We start from the raw sequence: 12,632 nt of genomic DNA, 5'->3' as shown, positions 1-12,632 counted from the left end.
AATTCGTTACGACTAGCGAAATTGCGCGAGGAACCGCAAGTCGTTGTCGAAGAACAGACGCAAGTCGTTCACGCCGTAACGGAGCATGGCCAGACGCTCGACACCCATGCCGAAGGCAAATCCGGAGAACTCTTCCGGATCGATGCCGGACATGCGCAGCACGTTCGGGTGAACCATGCCGCAGCCCATCACTTCCAGCCAGCCGGTCTGCTTGCAGACGCGGCAGCCTTTGCCGCTGCACATCACGCATTCCATATCGACTTCAGCGGATGGCTCGGTGAAGGGGAAATACGAAGGACGGAAACGCACGGCCAGTTCTTTCTCGAAGAACACCCGCAGGAATTCTTCGATGGTGCCTTTGAGATCGGCAAAATTGATATCGCGATCAACCAGCAGGCCTTCGACCTGGTGGAACATCGGCGAATGGGTGATATCGGAGTCGCTGCGATAGACGCGGCCCGGGCAGACGATGCGGATCGGCGGCTGCTTGGATTCCATGGTGCGGACCTGTACCGGCGAGGTATGGGTGCGCAGCAACATGTTGGCATTGAAATAGAAGGTGTCATGCATCGACCGGGCCGGGTGATGGCCTGGGATGTTGAGCGCTTCAAAGTTGTGGTAGTCGTCTTCGACCTCAGGACCTTCGGCGATGCCGTAGCCAATGTGGGTGAAGAACTGCTCGACGCGCTCCAGAGTCCGGGTGACCGGATGCAGACCGCCAGAGGTCTGGCCACGGCCCGGCAACGTCACGTCGATGGATTCGGCAGACAGTTTGGCAGCCAGTTCGGCTTCTTCAAACAATGCCATGCGCGCATTGAGAACGCCTGTAACACGTTCCTTGGCAACGTTGATCAGCGCACCGACTTGCGGACGCTCTTCGGCCGGCAGATTCCCCAGGGTCTTCATCACCTGAGTCAATTCGCCCTTCTTGCCAAGGTATTGAACCCGGATTTGCTCCAGGGCATTGATATCTTCAGCGCTTTGCACAGCCTCTAGTGCTTGAGAGACCAGCGCATCCAGGTTTTCCATGTACAGACTCCAGATACAAAATAGGGGAAGAGCTTGAAGGCTCTTCCCCTATTTATGACGTTTAACACCTGGCCCCACAGAGGTGAGGCCGGGTGACTGTCGGGGGTACTTAAGCCAAGGTGGCTTTAGCTTTCTCGACAATCGCAGCAAACGCCGCTTTTTCGTTCACTGCCAGATCAGCCAGAACCTTACGGTCGATCTCGATGGACGCTTTTTTCAGGCCAGCGATGAAACGGCTGTAGGACAGACCGTTAACACGAGCACCAGCGTTGATACGAGCGATCCACAGAGCGCGGAACTGACGTTTTTTCTGACGACGGTCACGGTAGGCGTATTGGCCTGCCTTGATTACCGCTTGCTTGGCAACACGGAATACGCGGGAGCGTGCGCCGTAGTAGCCTTTAGCAAGTTTCAGAATTTTTTTGTGACGCTTACGGGCAATGACGCCACGCTTTACACGAGCCATGAGTTACTTCCTCTATTCTTGACTAAATTAACGAAGGCGCAGCATGCGCTCGACTTTTGCCACGTCAGACGGATGCAGCAAGCTGCTACCGCGCAGTTGACGCTTACGCTTGGTCGACATTTTAGTCAGGATGTGGCTCTTGAAAGCGTGCTTGTGCTTGATGCCGTTAGCAGTTTTCAGAAACCGCTTGGCAGCACCACTTTTGGTTTTCATTTTTGGCATGTTCGGATACTCCGCATTCAGTTGATAAACATAATCAGAAGGCCTGCCGTGCCCTGTTGATTACTTCTTCTTTTTCGGGGCGATGACCATGATCAGCTGGCGTCCTTCCATCTTAGGATGCTGTTCGACCGAACCGTACTCGAGCAGGTCTTGTTCAACCCGCTTGAGGAGTTCCATCCCCAGCTCCTGGTGGGCCATCTCACGGCCGCGGAATCGCAAGGATACCTTGGCCCTGTCCCCGTCACTCAGGAAACGTACCAGGTTGCGCAGTTTTACCTGGTAATCCCCTTCCTCCGTCCCTGGACGAAACTTGATTTCTTTAACCTGAATCTGCTTCTGGTTTTTCTTCGCCGCGGCAATCTGCTTCTTCTTCTCGAAGATCGATTTGCCGTAGTCCATCACCCGGCAAACAGGCGGGACTGCATCTGCGGAAATTTCCACCAGATCAAGCTTTGCTTCTTCAGCGATACGAAGCGCTTCATCAATCGAGACGATGCCAATCTGCTCGCCATCAGCGCCAATTAACCGAACCTCGCGTGCCGAGATATTCTCGTTGATCGGGGCTTTCGGTGCAGCTCGTTTATCTTGTCTCATTTCACGCTTAATAATAATTACTCCGAATCTGGGCGACCACGCCGGGAAACCGCTTGCGCGAGAAACTCAGCGAACTGGGCGACGGGCATCGAGCCCAGGTCAGCACCTTCACGAGTACGCACAGCGACAGTCTGCATCTCGACTTCCTTATCTCCGATAACCAAAAGATAGGGAACCTTGAGCAAAGTATGCTCGCGGATTTTAAAGCCGATCTTTTCATTTCTCAAGTCGGACTTGGCACGAAATCCGCTTTCGTTGAGAGTTTTTTCAACCTCTGCGACAAAATCTGCCTGTTTATCAGTGATATTCATGATCACCGCCTGGGTCGGCGCGAGCCAAGCAGGGAAAGCACCTTCGTAGTGCTCGATCAGAATCCCGACGAAACGCTCGAACGAACCGAGGATCGCGCGGTGCAACATCACCGGGTGTTTGCGGCTGTTGTCTTCGGAGACGTATTCAGCGCCCAAACGGACAGGCAGGTTAAAATCGAGCTGCAAGGTACCACACTGCCAGACTCGACCGAGACAATCTTTCAGCGAGAACTCGATCTTCGGCCCGTAGAAAGCACCCTCGCCCGGCTGCAGATCGTACGGCAGGCCAGCAGAATCAAGGGCTGCAGCCAATGCAGCTTCAGCGCGATCCCACAGCTCATCGGAGCCGACGCGTTTTTCCGGACGAGTGGACAGTTTCATCTCGACTTCGGTAAAGCCGAAATCGCGATAGACATCCATGGTCAGCTTGATGAACGCAGCGGACTCGGCCTGCATCTGCTCTTCGGTGCAGAAGATATGCGCGTCGTCCTGAGTAAACGCTCGCACGCGCATGATGCCATGCAACGCACCCGACGGCTCGTTACGGTGGCAAGCACCGAACTCGGCCAGACGCATCGGCAACTCGCGGTAGCTTTTCAGGCCCTGATTGAACACCTGCACGTGGCATGGGCAGTTCATCGGCTTGATGGCGTAGTCGCGGTTTTCCGACTGAGTGGTGAACATGTTGTCGGCGTAGTTGGCCCAGTGCCCGGATTTTTCCCACAGGCTGCGGTCGACGACTTGAGGAGTCTTGATCTCAAGGTAGCCGTTGTCGCGCTGGATCTTGCGCATGTACTGCTCGAGCACCTGGTACAGAGTCCATCCATTCGGGTGCCAGAACACCATGCCCGGCGACTCTTCCTGAGTGTGGAACAGGCCCAGACGCTTGCCGATCTTGCGGTGATCGCGCTTCTCGGCTTCTTCGATGCGCTGGATGTACGCCGCCAGCTGTTTCTTGTCAGCCCAGGCGGTGCCGTAGACGCGCTGCAATTGCTCGTTCTTGGCGTCGCCACGCCAGTAAGCGCCCGACAGCTTGGTCAGCTTGAAGGATTTCAGGAAACGCGTGTTCGGCACGTGCGGACCACGGCACATGTCGACGTATTCTTCGTGATAGTACAGACCCATGGCCTGCTCGTTCGGCATGTCTTCAACCAGACGCAGCTTGTAGTCTTCGCCACGAGCCTTGAACACTTCGATCACTTCAGCGCGCGGAGTGACTTTCTTGATGACGTCGTAATCTTTCTCGATCAGTTGCTGCATGCGCTGTTCGATAGCCGCCATGTCTTCCGGCGTGAAAGGACGCTCGTAGGCAATGTCGTAATAAAAGCCTTCGTCGATGACCGGGCCGATGACCATCTTCGCGGTCGGGTACAGCTGTTTGACCGCGTGGCCAACCAGGTGCGCGCAAGAGTGGCGAATGATCTCCAGCCCCTCTTCATCCTTTGGCGTAATGATTTGCAGGGTCGCGTCGCTGCTGATGATGTCGCTGGCGTCGACCAGTTGGCCATTGACCTTGCCCGCGAGCGTGGCTTTGGCCAGGCCTGCACCAATGGACGCGGCGACCTCGGCTACGGAAACCGGGTGATCGAATGAACGTTGACTGCCGTCGGGAAGAGTAATAGTTGGCATGGCGCCTCCTCTCCTAGTGGTGACCCCTACCAAAGGTCACGTGGGTTGGGATGAGCCAGTACAAGATCCGATCCAGGCCATTCAATGACGAACGCCTGCCTTACAGCGGCAGGAGCCTTGCGGCCAACCGGAAAACCGAACCAGAGTGACTGGGATTCAAATCGGAAAAATTCGCACGCCGACCGCTTCGGGACTGAAGGTCATCCGAAGCCTGAGAACGCTTGAGCCCGGCATGCTAGCACAGATGAGCGGTCGCTTACGCCCTGATTTGGCAGAAGGCCAAATGTCCGTTTTTATGCCAGAGTGCTGAACTTGATCGGCCTTTGCGCCCTCAGATAACAAGACATTGACCCACAAGGAGCATCCTCGCATGCGTCTGAAAAGCTTATTCGCCCTCGTCGCCCCCGTCGTTCTGCTGCTACCACTGAGCGCCCATGCCGACTGGCCAAAAGGCGAGCGCGAGAAGTACATGGCCCAGTGCACTCAGGCTGCAACCCAGCAAATCGGTGCTGCCGCGGCGAAATCCCACTGCGCTTGCGGAGCTGACGCCATCAAGTCCTATCCGGCCAGTGACATTCAGGCGCTGATGGACAACAAGGCGACTCCTGAATTGCAACAGAAAGCCCTTGGCCAGATCGCCAAATGCAAGGCAAATACCGCCCCGAAAAAATAAGAAAACCGGGCATTAACATCGGCTGAAAGGCGGAAAAAAGTGCTGGAAATGAGGCTTTTCAGACGATTTATGCAGGTTTTACAGGTTTTTTTATCGTCTTTACGTTTCGCTGAAAGCCTTTCAAACCGGGGCTTTCAGCGCAACCAGGTGGTAAAGAAAACACGACTGATTGGCAAACAGCACGTCCGGGGGGCTACCAAAGCGAACATTTCGACTATGATACCCGGGTGTGCCCAGTTGGCCTGAGCAGCACAGCACTACTGAAAATATATGTTTCTTGGAGATACACCATGTCTAATCGCCAAACCGGCACCGTTAAATGGTTCAACGATGAAAAAGGCTTCGGCTTCATCACTCCTCAAGGTGGCGGTGACGACCTGTTCGTACACTTCAAAGCTATCGAATCCGACGGTTTCAAAAGCCTGAAAGAAGGCCAGACCGTCTCTTTCGTGGCTGAGAAAGGCCAAAAGGGTATGCAAGCTGCACAGGTTCGCCCAGAGTAATTTCTCGGCGCACTAAAAAAACCCCGTCCTGGTGACGGGGTTTTTTATGCCTGACGCAAAAGGACTCAGCCGCAGTTGACGCGAGTAACTACCAAGTTGTTGTCGGTGTTCAGGTTCAGGCGATCGGAGCGGTATTCCAGGGTGATCATGTCGTTCGGCTTGAGGAAGCGCGCATTTTGCGCCCCAGCCTTGGCACGCGCCTGATCCAGCAACTCAGGGGATGCCTTCTTGCCGATGGCAAATTGCGCCGCCGATGCTTCGCAGCGGCTATTTCCTGATTCAGCCGCCACGGGCTCCTTTGCCGACTCGCTGGAAGTTGTGCTGCAACCAGCCAAGAAAGCAGCGGCCATAAGTGCACCCAGTGTCGCGAACTTCAAAGGCATGAAGCCTCCTTGTTTTCAAATGTTTAAGCAGAGATCGTGCGACCGCCAATGCGGCGTTTGGTTTCAAGGCTCAAGCCATGCCCTGCCCCACGAGCGGAAAAATGCCGAGTGTGCCTGAGCCGCCCTGTCCGGCTCATCAAACATTCGTGACTGAATATTAACGACCTCAATAAACGTCGATGTAGTCGTAGGGCGGATTCGGCCAGTTGTCTTTGAGTGCGTTGAAAATCTGCATCACCCAGACTTCATCGCTGGCTGCGACGTTACCCACATAGCCCGCCCCCTTCGCCCAGGTTTCCAGGCGAAACAACAGACCCTCGATATCCTGCCCACCGGTCACCGTAGACAGATAGGCAATGCCATCTTTGGTCACGCGCAATTGGTTGTGCACGTCGTCACTGCCCGAGGCAAGCAATTGGCGAACTGCTTCGAGTGTGAGGCCGTCAGGGGTATTCAGATCAATCTGCACAGCGGGGTCCTTTGCAAGCCAGAAAAGACCAAGTGTCGCATAGGGCTCCGCTCATGCCTAAGTCGCAGTGCCAAATGCCGCACAAAATGGTTAACTCGAAAACAGACATCCTGACCTTTCGAGCCTCCCATGACCAGTGTAAGCATCGACGCCGCCATCAACGCCAAATGGGCCGAAGGACACAGCTCTTACAGCCCCGGCACGACGGAAGAATTGGCGCTGATCGGCATTGATTTACTGGTCAAGGAGCTGGGGATAGAAGCGGCGCAGCATTTTATCAATCAGGTATTCGAACGCTATCCGATCGGTCAGGCCGAACAGCCGCAGTGAAAACCCGCAGGCAACCGCCTGCGGGTTGACGACTTATTTCAGGCGTTTCAGGCGCTCGGTCAGCAGATCAAAGAATCCCTGGGCGTCGCCATTTTCGACCCAGAATGCATTCTTAGGCGCTTTCAAGCCGTCGTACCAGTCGACAATGGTCTGGCCGAATGTCGGTCCTTCTCGGCTATCCACTACGACGTTGACCGCCCGACCGGTGAACAGCTCAGGCTTGAGCAGATACGCCACAACCGTCGCGTCATGCACCGGACCGCCGGGAATGCCGTAGTGCTCCATGTCGCCCTTGATGTACTCGTTGAGAATGTCGCCGACGATCTTGCTCGCATTGTTGTTCAGCGCGGCGATCTGCTTCAGGCGTGCATCGCTGGTCAGGACCTTGTGGGTCACGTCCAGCGGCAGATAGGTGAGCTTCACCCCGCTCTTGAGCACCACCTCGGCAGCCTGCGGATCGGCGAACAAGTTGAATTCAGCCACAGGGGTGATGTTGCCACCGTTGAAATGCGCCCCGCCCATGATCACCACTTCCTTGATGCCCTGAACGATTTCCGGCTCCTGGATCAATGCCAGAGCCAGGTTGGTCTGCGGACCGAGCATGGCAATGGTGATGCTGTGCGGTTTGGCCGATTTAAGAGTGTCGATCAGGTAATTGACCGCATTGCCTTTCGCCAAGCCTTTCTTCGGTTCGTGAACCGTGACGCCTGACAAGCCTTCCTTGCCATGAATGTTCTCGGCGTAGATCGGCGTGCGCATCAGCGGCTTCGGTGCGCCAGCGTAAACTGGCACGTCTTCGCGCCCTGCCCATTCGCGAGCGAGTCGCGCGTTACGCGAAGTCTTGTCCAGGCGCACGTTGCCGGCGACAGTCGTTAACGCGCGGATATTCAATTCATCCGGCGACGCCAGCGCGAAGAGCAAAGCGACAACGTCGTCAGCGCCTGGATCGGTGTCGATGATCAAATCGATTTTTTCAGCGGCCTGAACGCCGGTCGCAGTTATCACAGACAAAAGCAGCAGGCTCCGGACCAGTTGATGAAGTTTTGCAGCATAGCGTTGCATAGCGCATTCCTTGTGCAGGTGATATCGGAAATCAGAATGTAACCCCGGCGACCAGAACGATGTTGCAGTACGGCTGACATTCTCCTGTACGAATGATCGCCCTGGCTTGTCGGCTAAGCACCTTGAACTGCTCGTGGGTGAGCAGATCCCTACGGCCCAGCGCGCCCTCTTCGTTCAACGCGTCCAGATCGGCAAGTGCCGTGGGTTGTTTGTCGAAGATCTCTTTGGCCAGCACATGGCTTTCTACCTGCATCTCGCTGAGTACAACTTTCAGCGTGCTGACGAAATCAGGGATGCCATGGGTCAGCGCCAGATCAATCAACTCGACACCCGGTGGCACGGGCAAACCGGCATCGCCAATCACGACCATGTCACCGTGGCCAAGAGAAGCGATCAGTCGCGACAGCGCGACGTTAAGCAGAGGAGTCTTTTTCATGCGGGTTTGAACGCCTGTACTTCGGACATGGTTGGAATCGACGGTTGCGCACCGGCGCGGGTAACCGACAGTGCAGCGGCGATCTGCCCGTAGCGAATCGCCTCGGCCTCAGTCTTGCCATCGGCCAGCGCTGCGGCAAAACCGCCGACGAAAGTGTCGCCCGCCGCCGTGGTATCGACCGCCTTCACGGTCGGCGCGGGGAAATGTTCGAAGCCGTTGCCGTTGGCGAACAATGAGCCTTGCGCGCCTAACGTGACGATGACTTTGCCCGCGCCCATGGCAATCAACTGAGTGGCAGCCGTTTCTGCCGACTGCAGCGAGTCGACAGCGAGCCCGCTCAATGCGGCGGCTTCGCTTTCGTTGGGAATCAGATAGTCGATGGCGGCAAACCAGTCAGCCGGCAAAGGACGGCTGGCCGGCGCCGGGTTGAGGATGACGGTTTTGCCCAGCTCACGCGCACGCTTGAGCGCATGTCCGACCGTCGCATCGGGAATCTCGAGCTGACAGATCACTACATCGGCGGCCTGTAAAACCGCATCAAAACGGTCGATCACTGCCGGCGTCATCGCGCCGTTGGCACCGGCGACAATCACGATGGCGTTCTGGCTGTTGTCATCCACCACAATCAGCGCTACGCCACTGGAATCCTCTACGACACTGACAGCCTCGCAGTCGATGTGCTCGGCGAGCAAGGCATCACGCAATCGCACACCGTAGTCGTCATTTCCGACGCAACCGATCATCGCCACCTTAGCGCCCAAGCGCGCAGCAGCAACCGCCTGATTGGCGCCCTTGCCGCCAGACACCGTGGCAAAGGAATGACCGATCAGCGTTTCACCGCCGCGCGGCAGCCGCGGGGCCCGGGTGACCAGGTCCATGTTCAGGCTGCCTATTACCACTACATTTGCTGGCATACATCACTACTCATCAATTCGGTTTCAGCGATATTCGGTGAACACGCCGGACAGCGGCGCGGTCGATTCGCGCAGGACAATGCTCGGGGTCACGATGCGTTGATCGGTGCCCGAATCGGGCGCAGCAATTCTGCGCAACAGCACTTCGGCGGCCATCTCGCCCAGTTGCAGGATCGACTGGCCGACCGTGGTCAGCGCCGGATAGACATAACGGCTCATCTGAATGTCATCGAAGCCGATCACCGACAGCTCGGCCGGTACCCGGACATTACGTTCAGCCGCCGCACGCAGCACACCGATGCCAATCATGTCGTTGCCGGCAAAAATCGCGCTCGGCGGATTGATCTCGAGCAGCCGGGCAGCGGCGTTGTAACCGCCGGTGCTGGTGAAGTCGCTTTCGAGCATACGCTCCTCGCGCACCTCGATTCCCGCTTCTCGCAGCGCTCGGCAATAACCGGCCTGACGCATTTGCGCCACGCTGGTACTGGCCGGACCGCCGATGGTGGCGATGTCGCGATGCCCCAACTCGAGCAGGTGACGGGTTGCCAGATAAGCGCCGTATTCGTGGTCGATGCGCACCAGATCGGCATTTACACCTTCCAGACCCCGGTCAACGATAACCATCGGCGTCTTCACGCCTGCCAGCCCTTGCGCCAGACCAGTGTCACCGCCGGCGGAGGCGACGATCAAACCGTCGATACGTTTTTCCAGCAACACGCGCAGATAACTGCGCTGCTTGTCCGGATTGTCGTCGGAGTTGCAGAGGATCACGCAGTAACCGTTGCGCTCGCAGTAATCCTCGATTCCGCGCGCCAATTCAGCGAAGTACGGGTTGAGGCTGTTAGGCACCAGCAGGCCGATGGTCGCCGTGGTTTTGGCTTTCAGCGAGCGCGCCACGGCACTGGGCACGTAGTCGAGGCTTTTGATCGCCGCCTCGACTTTGCGCCGCACTTCTTGACTCACCGGGCGGGTGTTGTTCACCACGTGCGACACGGTCGTATAGGAAATGCCCGCGAGCGCCGCTACATCCTTGATCGTTGCCATGGTTCAGCCCCGGCGACTGGCGCGTTGACTGCGATAGGTGTCGAGCACCACGGCGATAACAATTACCGCACCGGTGATGATGCGCTTGGTCGGCTCCGTCGCACCAATCTGCGCGAGACCGGCCGCGAGCACGGAAATGATCAGCACGCCAAAGAAAGTACTGATCACCGAACCGCGTCCACCCATCAGGCTGGTACCACCGATAACCACCGCCGCGATCACTTGCAGTTCCAGGCCCGAACCTGCGTTCGGGTCAGCCGCCTCCAGACGCGAAATCTGAAACAGAGCGGCAATGCCCGCCAGCAGGCCCATAAGGCTGAACACCAGAATCTTGTAGGGCTTGGGATTGATCCCGGCCAGCCGCACGGCTTCTTCGTTGGTGCCGATGCCGATCAGGTAGCGGCCGAAAACCGTGCGGGTCAAAACTGCCTGCGCGATGAAGATCACCAGCAAAGCGATGATGAACGACGGGGAAATGCCCAACGCGATCGGATTCGACAGCCAGGCGAACGCATCGCCAATGTAGGCAGTGCGCGACCCGGTCATCTGATACGCCACACCGCGGGCCATTTCCAGCACGCCGAGAGAGACGATGAACGACGGAATCCGCCAGGCCACGGTGATCGAGCCAGTGATGGTCCCGGCTAGCGCCGCCACCGCCATGCCGAGCAGCGCCGCTGGCAAAACGCTCCAGCCCCAGCCGAGAATCGCAACGCTGACCGTCGATGCGGCCAACGCCAGCACCGAGCCGACGGACAAATCGATGCCGCCGATGATCAGCACAAAGGTCATGCCCACGGCCAGCACCATCAGGTCGGGAATCTGGTTGGCCAGGGTGCTGAAAGTGTTGTACGAAAGGAAATGGCTGCTCAGAACCGAGAACAGCGCAATCATCGCCAGCAATGCACCGGCCAGGCCCAGATAAGTACCCAGGCCAAAGAAATTGCCACTACGTTTACTGGCAGAAGATGCAGTTTTCATGGGAGATCCCTAGGCGCTGCCTCATTGAGCAACGCATCACGTTTCTGGTAGCCGGCGAATGCGGCGGCAAGCAAATCATCCTGGGTCCAGCTGTCGCGCTCGAAGGTGTCGATCAGACGCCCCGCCGAAAGCACGCCGATCCGGTCACAGATCAGCATCAACTCGCGCAAGTCACTGGACACCACGACCAATGCCTTGCCCTGGCGGGTCAACTCACCGAGCAAACCGTAAATATCGAACTTGGCGCCGACATCAATCCCGCGAGTCGGCTCGTCGAACAGCAGCACCGAACAGTCGCGCTCCAGCCAGCGACCGATCACGACCTTCTGCTGATTGCCGCCGGACAGTTCCGAAACCAACTGCGTCGGGCTCGAGCTGCGGATGCGCATGGCTTCGATCTGACGCTTCGCCAGGGAGATTTCGTCGCCGTTGTTGACGAAACCGCCACTGGAGATTTCCGGCATGTTACCCAGGGCGATGTTGGCGCTGATCGACTGACTGAGCAGCAGCCCTTCGCCCTTGCGATCCTCGGTGATCAACGCGATGCCATTGCGTACGGCATCGACTGGCGAGCGAACACTCACGACTTTGGCCGGGGAGCCGAGCGCGATGGTGCCGCTGTCGGCAGCATCGGCACCGAATATCAGCCGCAGCAATTCCGTGCGCCCTGCCCCGATCAATCCGGAAATGCCGAAAATCTCCCCGGCACGCACCTCGAAAGAGACGTCGCGAACTTTATCCGAACGCGTCAGGCCTTTGACTGTCAACGCCGGAGCGCCGATCTTGCGCGGCCCCATGTCGATGTGTTCGCCCAGCTCGCGACCGACCATCAAGGTGACCAGTTGCTCGCTGTTGTAGTTGGCCATCGGCTCGACGCAGACCAGATTGCCGTCACGCAGCACGGCAATACGCTGGGCCACCCGCGCCAGTTCTTCGAGACGATGAGAGATATAAATGATGGAAACGCCGCGAGCCTGCAATCGGGTGATCTGCTCGAAGAGCATTTCGACTTCGCGCGCCGTGAGCATCGCGGTCGGCTCATCAAGGATCAGCACGTGGCAATCGCCAATCAGATTGCGCGCGATTTCGACCATCTGTTGATGACCGATACCGAGTTCACCGACCAGCGTGTCCGGATCGATCGCATCGAGGCCGACTTGCGCCATGGCTTCGATCGCCGCCTTGCGCAACTGCTTGCGGCTGATCCAGCCAGCGCTGCTCGGCAGATTATCCAGAAAGAGGTTTTCCGCCACCGACAGCGTCGGCAACAGATTGAGTTCTTGCATGACCATGCGCACGCCAAGCTCTTCGGCCTGGGTACGGCTGCCCGGACGATAATCCTTGCCGTGGAATTGCATCTGGCCGGTAGTGGGTGTGACCAGACCACCAATGATCTTCGACAGGGTACTTTTGCCGGCACCATTTTCGCCGGTCAGCGCCAGTACTTCACCGCGCATCAGCGTCAGATCGATGCCGGTGAGCACCGGTTGCGCATAGGTCTTGCCGATACCGCTGACCGAGAGGACAGCGTTCGGAGCGGAAACTGACATAGGAATCTCCACGCGCTCGCCCAGACGGACGAGCGC

At 57.4% G+C, this 12,632-nt stretch carries 16 protein-coding genes; 3 read left to right on the top strand and 13 right to left on the bottom strand.

Features of this window, described 5'->3' with window-relative positions:
* Nucleotides 1–12 precede the first annotated feature (12 nt).
* The 5 genes from pheS to thrS all read right to left on the bottom strand — a co-directional run bounded on the left by pheS (nt 13) and on the right by thrS (nt 4,251).
* Nucleotides 13–1,029, bottom strand: coding sequence for a phenylalanine--tRNA ligase subunit alpha (gene pheS, locus AC0Z5Z_RS12360; protein WP_105708849.1), 1,017 nt, complete (start codon nt 1,027–1,029; stop codon nt 13–15).
* A 109-nt stretch (nt 1,030–1,138) separates the two neighbouring features.
* Nucleotides 1,139–1,495, bottom strand: a complete 357-nt coding sequence (gene rplT, locus AC0Z5Z_RS12355; RefSeq protein ID WP_002553161.1) for a 50S ribosomal protein L20 — start codon at nt 1,493–1,495, stop codon at nt 1,139–1,141.
* Nucleotides 1,496–1,522: 27 nt separating this feature from the next.
* The gene (rpmI, locus tag AC0Z5Z_RS12350; protein WP_002553160.1) at nt 1,523–1,717 is read right to left on the bottom strand and encodes a 50S ribosomal protein L35; all 195 of its coding nucleotides are present in this window, start codon (nt 1,715–1,717) and stop codon (nt 1,523–1,525) included.
* A gap of 60 nt (nt 1,718–1,777) precedes the next feature.
* Nucleotides 1,778–2,329 (bottom strand): translation initiation factor IF-3, encoded by a 552-nt coding sequence (gene infC, locus AC0Z5Z_RS12345; protein ID WP_169432615.1) that lies wholly within the window; start codon nt 2,327–2,329, stop codon nt 1,778–1,780.
* Nucleotides 2,329–4,251, bottom strand: coding sequence for a threonine--tRNA ligase (gene thrS, locus AC0Z5Z_RS12340; RefSeq protein WP_024012407.1), 1,923 nt, complete (start codon nt 4,249–4,251; stop codon nt 2,329–2,331). Before thrS ends, infC begins: the two co-directional genes overlap by 1 nt.
* A gap of 370 nt (nt 4,252–4,621) precedes the next feature.
* Here thrS and AC0Z5Z_RS12335 point away from each other — a divergent pair, with 370 nt between their 5' ends.
* Nucleotides 4,622–4,924 (top strand): hypothetical protein, encoded by a 303-nt coding sequence (locus AC0Z5Z_RS12335; RefSeq protein WP_041478556.1) that lies wholly within the window; start codon nt 4,622–4,624, stop codon nt 4,922–4,924.
* 290 nt (nt 4,925–5,214) lie between these two features.
* Nucleotides 5,215–5,427 carry a cold-shock protein gene (locus tag AC0Z5Z_RS12330; RefSeq protein WP_003179963.1) on the top strand — a complete coding sequence of 71 codons (213 nt, stop codon included), beginning with the start codon at nt 5,215–5,217 and terminating at the stop codon, nt 5,425–5,427.
* Between the two features lie 65 nt (nt 5,428–5,492).
* Here the strand turns inward: AC0Z5Z_RS12330 and AC0Z5Z_RS12325 are convergent, their stop codons facing one another.
* Together AC0Z5Z_RS12325 and AC0Z5Z_RS12320 are read right to left on the bottom strand one after the other, a co-directional pair.
* The gene (locus tag AC0Z5Z_RS12325) at nt 5,493–5,810 is read right to left on the bottom strand and encodes an I78 family peptidase inhibitor (protein WP_476249179.1); all 318 of its coding nucleotides are present in this window, start codon (nt 5,808–5,810) and stop codon (nt 5,493–5,495) included.
* 166 nt (nt 5,811–5,976) lie between these two features.
* Complete coding sequence (locus AC0Z5Z_RS12320) at nt 5,977–6,279, bottom strand: hypothetical protein (protein ID WP_252885707.1); 303 nt, start codon at nt 6,277–6,279, stop codon at nt 5,977–5,979.
* Nucleotides 6,280–6,408: 129 nt separating this feature from the next.
* On the opposite strand from AC0Z5Z_RS12320, the gene AC0Z5Z_RS12315 reads away from it, so the two are divergent.
* Nucleotides 6,409–6,609, top strand: coding sequence for a hypothetical protein (locus AC0Z5Z_RS12315; RefSeq protein ID WP_016774045.1), 201 nt, complete (start codon nt 6,409–6,411; stop codon nt 6,607–6,609).
* A 33-nt stretch (nt 6,610–6,642) separates the two neighbouring features.
* Here AC0Z5Z_RS12315 and AC0Z5Z_RS12310 read toward each other — a convergent pair whose 3' ends face one another.
* The 6 genes from AC0Z5Z_RS12310 to AC0Z5Z_RS12285 are packed head-to-tail and all read right to left on the bottom strand — an operon-like array spanning nt 6,643 to nt 12,596.
* Nucleotides 6,643–7,671: a nucleoside hydrolase gene (locus tag AC0Z5Z_RS12310; protein ID WP_041478554.1), complete on the bottom strand. Its 1,029-nt coding sequence runs from the start codon at nt 7,669–7,671 to the stop codon at nt 6,643–6,645.
* Nucleotides 7,672–7,702: 31 nt separating this feature from the next.
* Complete coding sequence (rbsD, locus tag AC0Z5Z_RS12305; protein WP_041478553.1) at nt 7,703–8,107, bottom strand: D-ribose pyranase; 405 nt, start codon at nt 8,105–8,107, stop codon at nt 7,703–7,705.
* Complete coding sequence (gene rbsK / locus AC0Z5Z_RS12300) at nt 8,104–9,021, bottom strand: ribokinase (RefSeq protein WP_056784430.1); 918 nt, start codon at nt 9,019–9,021, stop codon at nt 8,104–8,106. The genes rbsD and rbsK overlap by 4 nt, the downstream gene beginning before the upstream one ends.
* A 24-nt stretch (nt 9,022–9,045) precedes the next feature.
* Nucleotides 9,046–10,065, bottom strand: a complete 1,020-nt coding sequence (locus AC0Z5Z_RS12295; protein ID WP_252869136.1) for a LacI family DNA-binding transcriptional regulator — start codon at nt 10,063–10,065, stop codon at nt 9,046–9,048.
* 3 nt (nt 10,066–10,068) lie between these two features.
* Nucleotides 10,069–11,046 carry an ABC transporter permease gene (locus AC0Z5Z_RS12290; protein ID WP_056784425.1) on the bottom strand — a complete coding sequence of 326 codons (978 nt, stop codon included), beginning with the start codon at nt 11,044–11,046 and terminating at the stop codon, nt 10,069–10,071.
* The gene (locus tag AC0Z5Z_RS12285; protein ID WP_485611153.1) at nt 11,043–12,596 is read right to left on the bottom strand and encodes a sugar ABC transporter ATP-binding protein; all 1,554 of its coding nucleotides are present in this window, start codon (nt 12,594–12,596) and stop codon (nt 11,043–11,045) included. Before AC0Z5Z_RS12285 ends, AC0Z5Z_RS12290 begins: the two co-directional genes overlap by 4 nt.
* Between the last annotated feature and the right edge of the window lie 36 nt (nt 12,597–12,632).

The sequence above is a fragment of the Pseudomonas sp. 1L-E-NC-VB-C3 genome (assembly GCF_057291535.1).
This window is presented reverse-complemented; position numbering and strand designations above follow the sequence as displayed.

What these genes read in the sequence shown, in the direction of transcription:
- AC0Z5Z_RS12335 (WP_041478556.1), top strand. Translation starts at nt 4,622, where the DNA reads ATGCGTCTGAAAAGCTTATTCGCCCTCGTCGCCCCCGTCGTTCTGCTG.
- AC0Z5Z_RS12290 (WP_056784425.1), bottom strand. Translation starts at nt 11,046, where the DNA reads ATGAAAACTGCATCTTCTGCCAGTAAACGTAGTGGCAATTTCTTTGGC.
- AC0Z5Z_RS12325 (WP_476249179.1), bottom strand. Translation starts at nt 5,810, where the DNA reads ATGCCTTTGAAGTTCGCGACACTGGGTGCACTTATGGCCGCTGCTTTC.
- rplT (WP_002553161.1), bottom strand. Translation starts at nt 1,495, where the DNA reads ATGGCTCGTGTAAAGCGTGGCGTCATTGCCCGTAAGCGTCACAAAAAA.
- AC0Z5Z_RS12295 (WP_252869136.1), bottom strand. Translation starts at nt 10,065, where the DNA reads ATGGCAACGATCAAGGATGTAGCGGCGCTCGCGGGCATTTCCTATACG.
- AC0Z5Z_RS12285 (WP_485611153.1), bottom strand. Translation starts at nt 12,596, where the DNA reads ATGTCAGTTTCCGCTCCGAACGCTGTCCTCTCGGTCAGCGGTATCGGC.
- rbsK (WP_056784430.1), bottom strand. Translation starts at nt 9,021, where the DNA reads ATGCCAGCAAATGTAGTGGTAATAGGCAGCCTGAACATGGACCTGGTC.
- thrS (WP_024012407.1), bottom strand. Translation starts at nt 4,251, where the DNA reads ATGCCAACTATTACTCTTCCCGACGGCAGTCAACGTTCATTCGATCAC.
- rpmI (WP_002553160.1), bottom strand. Translation starts at nt 1,717, where the DNA reads ATGCCAAAAATGAAAACCAAAAGTGGTGCTGCCAAGCGGTTTCTGAAA.
- AC0Z5Z_RS12310 (WP_041478554.1), bottom strand. Translation starts at nt 7,671, where the DNA reads ATGCAACGCTATGCTGCAAAACTTCATCAACTGGTCCGGAGCCTGCTG.
- rbsD (WP_041478553.1), bottom strand. Translation starts at nt 8,107, where the DNA reads ATGAAAAAGACTCCTCTGCTTAACGTCGCGCTGTCGCGACTGATCGCT.
- AC0Z5Z_RS12330 (WP_003179963.1), top strand. Translation starts at nt 5,215, where the DNA reads ATGTCTAATCGCCAAACCGGCACCGTTAAATGGTTCAACGATGAAAAA.
- AC0Z5Z_RS12315 (WP_016774045.1), top strand. Translation starts at nt 6,409, where the DNA reads ATGACCAGTGTAAGCATCGACGCCGCCATCAACGCCAAATGGGCCGAA.
- pheS (WP_105708849.1), bottom strand. Translation starts at nt 1,029, where the DNA reads ATGGAAAACCTGGATGCGCTGGTCTCTCAAGCACTAGAGGCTGTGCAA.